Genomic DNA, 12,330 nt, shown 5'->3' with positions numbered 1-12,330 from the left:
AATGTTCATTAATCAGAGGCATATAAATACATATGCCCCTATAGGTTATTTCTTATAAAATTCCGTATCTATTTAAAACAGATTAATTAACGTCGATTCGCCATTCTTTTATATTGATGACGACGACCGCGAAGCGTTAATCCTAATTGCATGATATTTTCTGGTGGTGCAATGCCGCTGTAACCACCATCTCCTATATGAACAATATCAGCGCCAGCGGCTTTACACGCCATGGCGACTTGCTCGATATAGGTTTGCGATGCACCTTCCTGTGAAGTACCAATTGCAAGCATGCCTAACATGCCACTTTCACGTACAGCATCCATCATGCTTTTTGCCAGTTCGGCGCTTACTCCTGGGGTTGTATAAGGGGCTGGGAACATCATGACATCAGCGCCCGCCTCTGCAAACTGGCTAACAATACTTAAGTTATAATCATTCCCTACTCCCCCCGCATGCATTTTACCTGCAATGATGATGATATCCTTCGAGACGCTACGTACTAATGCAATCGCTTCGAGTATGGTTTCTTGTGTAACAGCATTACCCGGGTTGCCAGTAAGCATTACATAATCAAGCCCAATTTCAATCGCATGCTCTACCGTTTCTTTTGTTACTGTTCGACCAATATCAACATGCGTTACATCACTTGGTACTGGCTCTAAGTTACAACCAATTAAACGCCCTGTTGCGGCTTTAACCTGCTGAACCGTCATGACTTCATCTGGTGTTTCAGTTAACACTTTTATCGCAGGCTTGGTCACATCAAGGCAGTTAAGTGTGATCATATCTGCGCCAAAGGCTGCCGCTATTTCAGCGCCTGATACCATGTCAATCGGAGGCGTTATCGCGACAACATTCTCTACCATAACGGTACGGCCTTCCGAATTTCTAATACTATCAACCAATTGCTGGCGAGATGCTGTTTTAAAATCATGCGCTGTATAATCAAATATTCGCTTCTGCATAGCTTTCATTCCTTTGAACTTCTAATTGCGTTAATTTATGTTGAATAGCTACCATCTCTTCGGCTAAGTCTCGGCAAAGCATGGTGGTCATAATATGATCTTGAATATGGGTCAAAATTAAGGTCATTTTGACTTTTCCAGCCCCTTCATCAAAGCCGATCAAAGACGTTTGTGTTTTATGAACCGCAACGAGTGCTTTATCGCTTTCTTTAAGCAAAGACTGCGCTTTCAGATGATCACCCTGCCGGGCTACGACCATCGCTTCCATACATGCCGCACGCGCTTCTCCAACTTGGCACAGTAAGGTCATTAGAAACTCTTCTGAAATATCCTCACTACTGTGAATAACCATGTCCATTTAGTTCGCCTCCGTTGGGACTAGGCCCTCGGTTTCATCCGTTGAAGTATTCGCTTTTTCCTCTGCGAGTAATTGTTTTTCATGCACTTTCAAGAACGGATAGAAAACAATGCTACTTACTACAACACTGCTTAATACAACCAGCGCCGCTGTTCCCGAATTCGTCGCAATAATTGCCCCGATAGGTGCAGGCATTGTCCAAGGTGGAATCGCAATAATTTTAGCAACAAAGCCGGTTTTGAAAGCCAACCAGACGATGGTTGTGTTTAATGTTGGCGCGAGTAACCACGGAATGAAATAGACAGGATTCATGACTATCGGTGTACCGAAAATCACAGGTTCATTGATATTAAATGTGCCCGGTACAATCGACATTTTACCGATGGTTTTCAATTGGGTAGATTTAGAGCGCATCATTAATACAACCAAACCCCAAGTACCACCAGCTCCCCCAACAAAGATGAAGAAATCCATCACAGGGTTAATGAATATAGCGGGTAAAGGTTGTCCTGCAGCTAAAGCATCTTGATTTAAGCCAAGGTTGATTAATAGCATTGGACCTATAATACCGCCTACAACCGAACCACCATGAATGCCACTAAACCAAAGCAATTGAACAATTAACACCGCGACTAAACAAGCAATATAACTATCCGATGCAAGTACTAAAGGCTGGAATAATTGCATAATGGCAGAAGGGATCTGCAGATCATACTGACCTAGATAAACGTTAATTGTTGTAACAATAACGGAAATAAATACGATAGGGATAAGAAGATCAAACGATGCCGAAATTTTAGGTGGGACAGCTTCTGGCATTTTGATACGAATATTATATTTAATCAGTAATCGCTGCATCTCAGGTACAAATAAACCACAGATTATTGCTGTAAACGCGCCAGTTCCCCCTAAAAATGCCCCAGGAAGTACGCTACCTACATCTTTCACGCTGATCATTGGCGCAACGGCAAGTAAGAAGGCAAACATCGACAACATTCCACTGTTCATCGCACGTAATTTATAAGATTCCGCCAAACTGAACCCGATACCAAACGTGGCGTATAAAGCAAAAATACCCATGCTTAGTTGGAAGGGTGCCATGATATTGTCTTTACCAATGATGTCGATCAACCCGTGCCAGCCATCAAAGAAGAAATTTCCTTCTGACGGGGGAAATGCTAAGACAAGTAACAATGAACCCACGATAAGAAATGGCATAGTCGCGACAAAACCATCTTTTATCGCATTAATATGTCGCTGTGCTGATATTTTTCCAGCGGTAGGGGCCACAACGTTTTCTATAAAGCTAAGGACTTTATCAAATATAGCCATTGCACTACCCCTCCGTACTTGTGGTAGTTGTTGCGTGCTCGTGATACAAACTCACTGCTTGAATGAGCACCGCATCACCTTTCAATAAACCGTAATTCATCATATCTATCAGGCCGCACCCTTTCCCTTGCTCGTTCGCGATGCGTTTAAATTCTTCGTATTTAAATTTAACTTGTGGCGCCACTAAACAAACATCGCTCCACTTGATGCACTCTTCAAACTCTGAAATTGAATGCGCGGAAATTTCGCATACTAAGCCTTTTTCTTTTGCTGCTTGTTCCATCCTACTCACGAGCATGCTGGTCGACATGCCAGCAGCACAACATAAAAATATTTTCATACTGTCTCTCCTTAGGTAGTCACAATTTGGTCGTCACGATCTGATATTCAATAGCGTCATTCTAATCATGTTACTTATTAATGAAACCGGTTACTGAAACCGGTTTCATTTATACTAAGGAAAGCAGTAAAACGCATGCTCATTTGGCTATAATTGCCAAGTCAGTCAATCTATTTGAATGCAACAAAGTGAGTATTAAAGGTAAGTTTGAGAGGGTGAGCATCTTTAGAAGAATAGATAAGACGCTCTATAGGCTGTGTTCTCATAACATTTATGAAAAAGCAGCCTATTTAGCATCGAGGAGGAATGTGTGGCGAGTAAACGGTATTACGGTGAAGCGGCTTGGGTTGAATCTCGTATAATGAGCTGACCACGCATAATGTCTGACTCAAAAGCCCCTTTCCTTTCTACCAGTTGCTGAGCAACCAACATAGCTTGTGCCATTACTTCCTGAATAGGAACATCAACCGTGGTAAGTGAGGGGGTGACAAATGGACTGCAAGGATCGTTATCAATGCTTACGATAGAAATATCGCGCGGGATCTGTATCCCTGATTCAGTGAACGCCTTTATACAGCCAATCGCAATATCATCCGAAGCAATTACCATGGCAGTGGGTAAGATGCCACTTGCTACTATCTTTTTACCAGCTTGATAGCCTTCAATGTAACCAAATTCAGATGTACTAAACTGAGTCGAGATTCCTAATTCAGCTCGATGACTAATCGCATCTTTAAAGCCTGCTAGTCGAGAAATTGATGTCGGTGTAATAGGCTCTGGTCCAAGGTACATCATAGAACGGTGACCAAGTTGAACAAGGTGATCCACTGCCATCTCTACCGCATGCTTTTGATCAAACGCAATAGAATAGCCCGCTTCTTGAGGCAATTCACGGCCTACGTTCACCAAGGGAATATCAATCGATTGATTCAGTGCGATGATCTGATCTGGTGATAATTGACGGCTGTACAACACAATCACATCGCTTTTTTTTTCCACCAGCGAATGAACTGCTTTTAATTCTGATTCCGCGTGATTATGCCCATCTGCAATTAATAACTGCTTTCCCATCAAATCAGCGCTAACAGATGCCTGCTTCAACAAGATGCCGAAATAACTACCCGTGAAATCAGAGAGCACCAGACCGACACTATTTCCACTTTTCGTTGCCAATGCTTGCGCCACAGAACTGGGCTTGTAGTCCAGCTCAGACATAACCTGCCTAACTAATAAACGCGTACTTTCTTTAACCTGCCCTGTTCCATTAATAACACGTGATACCGTCGCTTTTGATACACCAGCAATACGAGATACATCAGAAATTGTCGCCATTTATCCCTCGGCATAACATTCAAAATTACAACTTATAGAATTAAGAAAGATACCAGATTTCAATATCTTTAACAGCGCATCATCACAAGTTAATCCATAATAAAAACAGGGTGTAGCGCAATAAATAGGAAGGAAATGATATGGCTGCAATTACTGACTTAAATGAATTATTACAAACAATGTCACCGAAAGTAAAAGCAGATAGCTATGTCTTTTGTACCGTCACAGGCGAGATCAAAGATTACCTCACACTCAAACCTATCGCCTTCTTCCATGAAGATGAAGGTGTAACACTGGTACTGAAACAACAAGATGCACGCAATGCAAGCTTACCTTTTGATGGCGTTTTTAAGCTGATTACCCTAACCGTACACTCTAGCTTAGAGGCGGTTGGTTTAACCGCTGCAGTTGCCAGTAAATTAGCCTCCTATGATGTCAGTGCCAATGTGATCGCAGCCTATTACCATGACCATATTTTTGTTCAAGAAGAGAAAATCGATATTGCCATGTCTGCGCTGGCTGAGTTTTCTGACTAGCCGTGCTTACCAAGATAAATCTCCCCCTGCGATGCACACTTGTACCTCAAGGTGAAATATATTGCCCTTTTGGCAATTTTCCCTTTTCGCCAGGCCAAGTCCTAATGTATTGTGCGCGGGTGAAAAGTATCTCTTCGATACACATCATGTTTATTGCTCTGTAAACCGAACACTTTCCTTCTACCTTTAACCTAACTAGGTATGACGCCTTCTAGGCATTACAGAGCCGCGCTTTTTACTATTTATCTTAACTATTGCGGTATCCACCTTGAACACCACCCATAAATACACACTCGCTGGCTGTATGGCCATTTTATTGTGGAGCACAAATGTTGCTTTCATTCGTAATGTTACAGAACAACTAGGCCCCATTGGTGGGGCTGCAATGATATATACCGTCAGTTCAACGTTACTGGCCATTTTTATCGGCTTACCAAGCCTTAAACGCTTTTCAATTAAATACCTAGCATTAGGTGGTGCGCTATTTGTTTCGTACGAAATGTGTTTAGCATTAGCACTTGGCATGGCAAATGATCGACACCAAGCTGTTGAAATGGGTGTCATTAATTACTTATGGCCAAGTTTAACGGTCTTACTTGCCGTATTAGCCAGCAAAAAATCGATTAACCCTGCCCTTTACCCTGCAATGGCACTTTCATTCTTTGGTGTTGCTTGGACAGTAAGCGGCGATGAGGGCTTATCGATCGCTCAACTTGCGACAAATATCGCCTCTAACCCTGTTAGCTACTGCTTGGCGTTTATCGGGGCATTCTTGTGGGCCACCTATTGCAACCTCACTAAGCGCTTAGCAAAAGGTGAAAATGCGATCACTTGGTTCTTCATTGGCACAGCTATCGCGCTATGGATCAAGTACGCCTTTAGCAACGAACCTGCATTAACTTTCTCGGTAAACGCAAGCATCGATTTGGTTCTAGCGGCAACTGCAATGGGCGCAGGCTATGCACTGTGGAATATCGCCATCATTAACGGCAATATGGTGATGTTAGCGACTATGTCTTATTTCACCCCTATTTTTTCGACTTTCTTTTCGGCGATGCTACTCGATATCGAACTCACCGCGACCTTTTGGCAAGGGGTTGTCATGGTGACTATTGCATCTTTAACATGCTGGGCTTTAACGAGAAAAAGGTAGCGACTCTACCTTTCTGAACTGATTAGATACACCCTAATAAACAGGCGTTTATTAGGGTGTTTTTTATTAAATAGACGCCAAGACTGCATCAATCGTATCGACAACCTGTTGTGCTTTTGCTTCATTAAGCGCATCAGGGTGAGGTTGGCTAAACTGGCCAATATCGTTGTCAAAATACAAGCCGAATGCACCTGCAAAATCATCCGATAACGCAGCACGACAAAGAATATCAGCACCGATGGTGAGATCCCCACCCGCGACACCATAAGCATCTTTTACCATTTTGCTGCCAAGCATAGACGCAGGGTTAACCGAGACAATCATAGGCCCTGTATCTTTCAGCGCTAATCCCATCACGCGAGACCACATGGTTAAGGCTAATTTACTTTGTGCGTACGCTGCACCATCAGAAAGTTGACCATTACCCGCCAATGCAGAAACATCCACTGGTGATTGCGCTGCTGAAGACAGGTTAACAACACGGCTTTCTGCTCCTAGTAAGGGCATTAAGTGCTTGGTTAACAAATAAGGAGCGATTGTATTCACCGCAAAACGTACGTCCAATCCGTCAGCGGTTGCTAGCTGTGGCGTGGTAAATACACCTGCATTATTAATCACCACATCGATGGCTGGATGTTTTTGGGCAATATCATTAGCCAGTTGAACTACATCACTCATTACAGACAAATCAGCAATAAAGGATTCAATTACCGCATCAGATCCTACTTCTTGAGCAAGGCTTACAAGCATAGTTTCCGCTGTAGCTAACTTAGCTTGGCTACGCCCATGTAATAAAACGTGATGCCCTTGAGCAACCAACTTTTTAGCCGTTTCTAAGCCAATGCCATCCGTTGCCCCTGTTACCAGAATTTTTTTTATCATGGTGTATTCCCAACTTGAAAAAATGCTACAGAACCCTGTATAGATGAGTTATCAGCATACTGCTAATTACCATCCGTGATAATTAGCGGCTGATCAAAAACAGTTTTAACAAAACATTGATAATCTAATCTTGTGGGATAATGTCTTTAATTTTCTTGGCAGGAATACCACCATAAAGCGTATCTGGCGGAACATCTTTATTCACCACAGAACCTGAAGCAATCACTGAACGCGCCCCTATCGTCACCCCTTGGTTAATCACAACATTGCCGCCAATCCACACATCATCTTCGATTTTGATCGGTTTACTGTGTGTTTCCCATGCTCGACGAGAACGGTAATCTAAACTATGGCTGGCCGTATAAAACTGGGCACTCGGACCTATAAGCACATTATTACCAATTTCTATCGGCGCATTATCGAGCATGGTGACGCCCATATTCAAAAATGTCCCTGAGCCTATAGAAATAGTTTTGCCGAACTCACAATTAAACGGCGGGCATATCAGCGTTTCCTCACCAATACTCGCCAAAAGCTGTTGCCACAGGTGCTCAGCATGCCCAACGGGGACTTTGTTAATCTCTTGCTGGAGCGCAAAGGAACGATTTCTGATCTCGACAATTTCTGGATCGAGTCCATCAAAGTTCAACCCTTGTACCATCTTTTCAAATTCAGTCATCTTCATACTCCACACTTACTTTTTATTCAGTTTTTGATTCTGCTTATTTGTTAAATCTTGTTTGCTAATAGCCTTCTTTGATATCGCTTAGGCTTACTTTGGCAACCAATTTAACCATCGCCGTTTAGCTTGCGGTCAAACTTTAAAATATGTGACCTTAAATAAAGGTGAACAGGCTCCCACATTCCCAATAGCATTAAAAACCACCCTATCAATAGCCGCTTATTGAGCACAACTGAATGTGTCTTCGATTCAATCCTCCCAAGAAAGGATAACTTAAAATTATTATATTGATAAAAAACCATAATTTTAGTTTATTCCCTATCACCATTAAGATTGCCCTATCGAATGAGGCTTAGGTAGCTCGTCACATCTCTACCGCTCAGTGCTAACTCACATTTACAAAGGTCGTATATGAAATTTTTACACACCATGATCCGCGTTGTTGACCTAGAAAAATCAATCGCCTTTTACACCAAAGTACTTGGAATGAAAGAACTTGATCGTTCTGACAATCCCGAATATCGCTACACGCTTGTATTTGTTGGGTATGAAGAAAATGGCACGACCATAGAGTTAACCCATAACTGGGATACTGAACAATATGAAATGGGCAATGCCTTTGGTCACTTAGCGCTCGGTGTCGACGATATTTACCTCGCCTGCGACAAAATTAGATCCTTAGGTGGCAATATCACCCGCGAACCAGGACCGGTGAAAGGTGGCACAACCCATATCGCTTTTATTACCGATCCTGATGGCTACCAAATCGAACTGATTCAACTAGCTTAATTTTCTGAGGAAGAACACATGAAAAATGCATTATTTCAACCTATTCAGCTAGGCACACTTTCTCTTAAAAACCGAATTGTCATGCCACCAATGACGCGTTCTCGTGCTAGCCAGCCAAGCAACGCGGCCAATGAGATCATGGCAACTTACTACGCACAACGCGCTTCTGCTGGGCTTATTGTTGCTGAAGGCACACAAATTTCAGCTATGGGTCAGGGCTATGCTTGGACACCAGGGATCTACACGGCAGAGCAAATCACAGGCTGGAAAAAAGTAACTGACGCCGTTCACCAACAAGGCGGTGCTATTTTTGCCCAACTTTGGCACGTCGGTCGCGTAACCCACCCTGACAACATTGGTGGAGAACAACCAATTTCATCTTCAGCGTTAAAAGCTGAAAACGTAAAAGTGTTTATCGACAATGGTACGGATGAACCTGGCTTTGTTGATGTGGTTGAACCGCGTGAGATGACTAAAGCTGACATTAGCATGGTAATAGAACAATACCGTCAAGCCGCCCTCAATGCGATTGAAGCAGGCTTTGATGGCATTGAACTTCATGCCGCGAACGGTTACCTGATCAACCAATTTATTGATTCCGAAGCCAACACCCGTACCGACGAATACGGTGGTTCGATTGAAAATCGCTTACGTTTCTTAGGCGAGGTGGTTGCCGCTATGGTAGAGGCCATTGGCGCTGATCGTGTGGGTGTGCGTTTAGCACCATTCACTTCATTAAACGGCACTGTTGATGCGACCCCTGTAGACACTTATACCGCAGCCGCGGCTTTACTAAACACCTACAAGATTGTCTATCTTCACATTGCAGAAGTCGATTGGGATGATGCACCAGACACACCACAAGGCTTCAAACAAGCGGTACGTGATGCTTATCAAGGCGTCATTATTTATGCGGGGCGCTACGATAACGAACGGGCAGAACAAGCCATTAAAGACGGCGTGGCTGACATGGTTGGTTTTGGGCGCCCATTTGTGGCGAACCCCGATCTGCCTAGCCGTATTGAACAAGGTTATCCACTAGCACAACACGATCCAAGTACCTTGTTTGGCGGTGACGAAAAAGGGTTAACCGATTACCCAACTTATGCGCAATATCGACTGGCTATCTAGCTTTCTTATGTACTTTATACATTAAGTAAGACCAGAAATAAGGCTATAAATAATAGTCTTAATAGCAACCTCACCATTGCTGAGGTTGCTATTTTGATGCCGCGATTCATTCGCCGTTTAGCGACAAGTCTTTAATTATCCGTTAAAATTCATAGCAATTAGAATAACAGGCTGTATTGATATGAAAATTTCCGTTGATGGTGGTTCATTTAAGGTCGCAATTGAGACTGAATACGAAGGTTTGATTGTTGAAGCCACGCAGATCTTTCATGAAACGCGTGAGCAAGCGAAATCCAATGACAAAGCAATCCTACGCTTTCTACAGATCATTTTAGAGCACCGCGAAAGCGATGATGCGATTGGCTATTCAGTACTAGGCTTACTGGGCTGGTATAACGAGGTGATCGATCCGGTGCAAGACCAAGATATAGAGTTGAACCTAGCTAAAATATTACCGCACCTGATCAACCCTGCGGGCGATTTAACGGCTACCAGTGACAATGAAAGCAATACATTTAAGCACTAAGGTGTTTACGTATTAAGCGATTTTTGCATTACAAATTAAGTGCCTAAACCTATGCTTAGGCACTTATAGCTCGATCAACATCTTGCTAATCGAAGTGTTTTATCTCTAAATCATTACAATTTTGCCCAAGCATCTTGCCAGTACAGGCTATCAGCTGGGGCATACGATGCACTGGCGCACCACGCTGTATATGGCCACGGCTTACATTCATAAACCCCGTTATCTGCACCTAGTACTTTGTCACCCGCTTGGTAACTAACACCTGCTTGATATGGTGGGTAATCACCTGGAGGTGGCGTTACTGTGCCTTCTTCTTTAATGGTAAATGGCGCGGTAAATACCACCATTTCACCGTCCGCTGTTGTACCCGCGACGTCTAATGTGTAGCGACCTGCATCAGCGTTAAAGATATCAAGCGTGATCGCTTTGGAATCAACAAGGTTTACTTTCGCTTGATTCATCACAACGCCTGCACTATTAGCTGCCATCACGGTGACATCAAGTGCTTCATTCGAGGTTAACGTTAGCGACAAACGCACTTCCCCATTCACAGCCACATACTCAGAGGCAAGACCTGCAATGTTAAGTTCAGCCTCCGGGTCAGGTGTTTCACCGCCACATGTGGTGTCGGACACTTTTTTCCACACGCCCCACTCACCAGTTGTGCCTGGTTCATCACCACGCGTCCACCAGCCTGCTTCCCAAGTCGCACCATTATGCGAAACTTGATCACCTTCTACGTAGGTTGTGGCTGCATTCCATTCATTTGCACAGCTACTGCCGTCACTCACAACAACTTTACGCTCAGCACGCACCGTTTGGTTGGCGCTATCAGTCACCGAATATTGCAGGGTGTAGCTACCTGCACGGTTTGTATCAACAGCCCCTGTTACGCGGATCTGATTGGTCAATTCACCGTCTTCCGCATCCGTTGCTGTGACATTGGCTAAAGGATCAAACGTTGCACCAATCATTACATTAGTATCTTTCACGCCGTTCAATACCGGCTTTTGGCTATAAACTTCAATACTGCGCGCTTTGACGGTTTCGTTGTCATCGCTGTCTTGTACTCGGTAAGTTAAGACGTATGTCCCAAGCTGACGTACATCGACACTGCCCTCAACAATGATTGAACCTGTTAGGTCACCGTCTTCTTTATCAAACGCCGTAACACTCGCTAATTCATTAAACATCTCACCATACAATACGCGAGTATTCTCTACCCCTTTAAAAACAGGTTCGCCTTCTGCTGGTGGCGGTGGTGTTTGACCATGTACGAATGGACCATAGTCGTTAATGAACGTCTCACTGTAGGCTTGGCCTGACGCATTGGTGCCCATATCCCAGTTCACCGACCATGTCATCACACCGCGTAATGGTTGACCTTGCTTATTAAGGCGCTCAAATGCATCGTAGAGATCTTGTGGATCTTGTACATAGCCTGTTGCGGCAGCATCAATGCTTGATGGAATACCAAATACCAGTTTACTACTAGGGATTTTATGGAAGCCACGCGTCCCATTGGCGAGTGAATCTGAAATATAGTAAATAAATTCTTCTTTTAACGCATCGTTGTTTTGAGCAATCCAGCCAACGCCTTCAACCCAAATCCCATCGCCACCTTGGTTATAAAACTGCGGGTTAATCCAGTCGTAGTAACCTTCAAGGCTCTCTATGTATGGCACGTATTTACCGCCCGAAGTTAAGTATGGAAACTCAGGTGCCATGGTAATCAGGAAGTTTTTACCCTGCGCTTTATAGTGATCTTTCACGATACGCAGCGCGGCAGGAATCACGGTTTGGTTATCAGCGGCTGTCACAGCTGCTTGTTCTAAATCGATATCTAAGCCATCAAAACCGTAAACATCGGTGAGGCGAATGATCTCTTCAGCAAATGCTTGCTCATCACCCTTTTTCAATTCAACGTGTGCGTCTGCGCCACCTAGCGCGATTAACACTGAACGACCTTGCTTATTCAACTCACCAATTTGATTAGTAAATTCTTGTTCAGACAAACCTATAGTTGGGTCTAAACGAAATGTCGGAATACGACCTTCAGCCACATCGAACACTTTCATGAAGGAAACATTCACCACGTTGTACATTGGGTTCACCGCTTCCAATGTCACGCATGGCGCATTACCACCTTTGTAACCAGCGCCATCGCACCAGTTGTGCCAGTAACCAACGACTACACCCGCTTCCGGGTTAACCATTTTTGCGCTATCAGCATATGCTGCACCAGAGAAAGCAGCGATGCTTACAGATATTGCTAGTTGGAGTGCATTACGTTTTAACATT

Annotated in this window: 13 protein-coding genes; 5 read left to right on the top strand and 8 right to left on the bottom strand. The window is 43.7% G+C overall.

Translation table 11 applies throughout. From position 1 onward, the window contains the following. Positions 1-86: 86 nt before the first annotated feature. From OCU87_RS19255 to OCU87_RS19235, 5 genes are all read right to left on the bottom strand, one after another. The gene (locus OCU87_RS19255; RefSeq protein WP_062687883.1) at positions 87-968 is read right to left on the bottom strand and encodes a DUF7916 family protein; all 882 of its coding nucleotides are present in this window, start codon (positions 966-968) and stop codon (positions 87-89) included. Then, positions 949-1,326, bottom strand: coding sequence for a PTS lactose/cellobiose transporter subunit IIA (locus OCU87_RS19250; protein WP_062687882.1), 378 nt, complete (start codon positions 1,324-1,326; stop codon positions 949-951). Before OCU87_RS19250 ends, OCU87_RS19255 begins: the two co-directional genes overlap by 20 nt. Next, positions 1,327-2,658: a PTS sugar transporter subunit IIC gene (locus OCU87_RS19245; protein ID WP_062687881.1), complete on the bottom strand. Its 1,332-nt coding sequence runs from the start codon at positions 2,656-2,658 to the stop codon at positions 1,327-1,329. 4 nt (positions 2,659-2,662) lie between these two features. Further along, positions 2,663-2,998: a PTS sugar transporter subunit IIB gene (locus OCU87_RS19240; RefSeq protein ID WP_062687880.1), complete on the bottom strand. Its 336-nt coding sequence runs from the start codon at positions 2,996-2,998 to the stop codon at positions 2,663-2,665. 327 nt (positions 2,999-3,325) lie between these two features. Next, on the bottom strand, positions 3,326-4,330 hold the full coding sequence (locus tag OCU87_RS19235; RefSeq protein ID WP_261859128.1) for a LacI family DNA-binding transcriptional regulator: 1,005 nt from the start codon (positions 4,328-4,330) through the stop codon (positions 3,326-3,328). A gap of 140 nt (positions 4,331-4,470) precedes the next feature. On the opposite strand from OCU87_RS19235, the gene OCU87_RS19230 reads away from it, so the two are divergent. Then, complete coding sequence (locus OCU87_RS19230) at positions 4,471-4,866, top strand: ACT domain-containing protein (protein ID WP_261859127.1); 396 nt, start codon at positions 4,471-4,473, stop codon at positions 4,864-4,866. Between the two features lie 268 nt (positions 4,867-5,134). Continuing rightward, positions 5,135-6,019, top strand: coding sequence for an aromatic amino acid DMT transporter YddG (gene yddG / locus OCU87_RS19225; RefSeq protein WP_261859126.1), 885 nt, complete (start codon positions 5,135-5,137; stop codon positions 6,017-6,019). A gap of 66 nt (positions 6,020-6,085) precedes the next feature. On the opposite strand, the gene OCU87_RS19220 is transcribed toward yddG, so the two are convergent. After that, positions 6,086-6,901, bottom strand: coding sequence for an SDR family NAD(P)-dependent oxidoreductase (locus OCU87_RS19220; RefSeq protein ID WP_261859125.1), 816 nt, complete (start codon positions 6,899-6,901; stop codon positions 6,086-6,088). Between the two features lie 124 nt (positions 6,902-7,025). Beyond that, positions 7,026-7,580, bottom strand: a complete 555-nt coding sequence (locus OCU87_RS19215) for a sugar O-acetyltransferase (RefSeq protein WP_062687877.1) — start codon at positions 7,578-7,580, stop codon at positions 7,026-7,028. Positions 7,581-7,994: 414 nt separating this feature from the next. Here OCU87_RS19215 and gloA point away from each other — a divergent pair, with 414 nt between their 5' ends. From gloA to OCU87_RS19200, 3 genes are all read left to right on the top strand, one after another. Next, a complete protein-coding gene (gene gloA, locus OCU87_RS19210) occupies positions 7,995-8,372 on the top strand; it encodes a lactoylglutathione lyase (protein ID WP_261859124.1) in 378 nt (125 codons plus the stop codon). Between the two features lie 18 nt (positions 8,373-8,390). After that, positions 8,391-9,503, top strand: a complete 1,113-nt coding sequence (locus tag OCU87_RS19205; RefSeq protein ID WP_261859123.1) for an alkene reductase — start codon at positions 8,391-8,393, stop codon at positions 9,501-9,503. Positions 9,504-9,684: 181 nt separating this feature from the next. After that, entirely contained in the window at positions 9,685-10,029 is a 345-nt protein-coding gene (locus OCU87_RS19200; protein WP_062687875.1) for a hypothetical protein, read from the top strand. Positions 10,030-10,142: 113 nt separating this feature from the next. Here the strand turns inward: OCU87_RS19200 and OCU87_RS19195 are convergent, their stop codons facing one another. Next, positions 10,143-12,329, bottom strand: coding sequence for an immunoglobulin-like domain-containing protein (locus OCU87_RS19195; protein ID WP_261859122.1), 2,187 nt, complete (start codon positions 12,327-12,329; stop codon positions 10,143-10,145). Between the last annotated feature and the right edge of the window lies 1 nt (position 12,330).

The organism is Photobacterium sanguinicancri, from assembly GCF_024346675.1.
Taxonomy (GTDB): domain Bacteria; phylum Pseudomonadota; class Gammaproteobacteria; order Enterobacterales; family Vibrionaceae; genus Photobacterium; species Photobacterium sanguinicancri.
This window is presented reverse-complemented; position numbering and strand designations above follow the sequence as displayed.

Bases quoted from the DNA above. Each gene is read 5' to 3' on its own strand.
- OCU87_RS19255 (WP_062687883.1), bottom strand. From the start codon at position 968: ATGCAGAAGCGAATATTTGATTATACAGCGCATGATTTTAAAACAGCA.
- OCU87_RS19250 (WP_062687882.1), bottom strand. From the start codon at position 1,326: ATGGACATGGTTATTCACAGTAGTGAGGATATTTCAGAAGAGTTTCTA.
- OCU87_RS19245 (WP_062687881.1), bottom strand. From the start codon at position 2,658: ATGGCTATATTTGATAAAGTCCTTAGCTTTATAGAAAACGTTGTGGCC.
- OCU87_RS19240 (WP_062687880.1), bottom strand. From the start codon at position 2,998: ATGAAAATATTTTTATGTTGTGCTGCTGGCATGTCGACCAGCATGCTC.
- OCU87_RS19235 (WP_261859128.1), bottom strand. From the start codon at position 4,330: ATGGCGACAATTTCTGATGTATCTCGTATTGCTGGTGTATCAAAAGCG.
- OCU87_RS19230 (WP_261859127.1), top strand. From the start codon at position 4,471: ATGGCTGCAATTACTGACTTAAATGAATTATTACAAACAATGTCACCG.
- OCU87_RS19220 (WP_261859125.1), bottom strand. From the start codon at position 6,901: ATGATAAAAAAAATTCTGGTAACAGGGGCAACGGATGGCATTGGCTTA.
- OCU87_RS19215 (WP_062687877.1), bottom strand. From the start codon at position 7,580: ATGACTGAATTTGAAAAGATGGTACAAGGGTTGAACTTTGATGGACTC.
- gloA (WP_261859124.1), top strand. From the start codon at position 7,995: ATGAAATTTTTACACACCATGATCCGCGTTGTTGACCTAGAAAAATCA.
- OCU87_RS19205 (WP_261859123.1), top strand. From the start codon at position 8,391: ATGAAAAATGCATTATTTCAACCTATTCAGCTAGGCACACTTTCTCTT.
- OCU87_RS19200 (WP_062687875.1), top strand. From the start codon at position 9,685: ATGAAAATTTCCGTTGATGGTGGTTCATTTAAGGTCGCAATTGAGACT.
- OCU87_RS19195 (WP_261859122.1), bottom strand. From the start codon at position 12,329: ATGTTAAAACGTAATGCACTCCAACTAGCAATATCTGTAAGCATCGCT.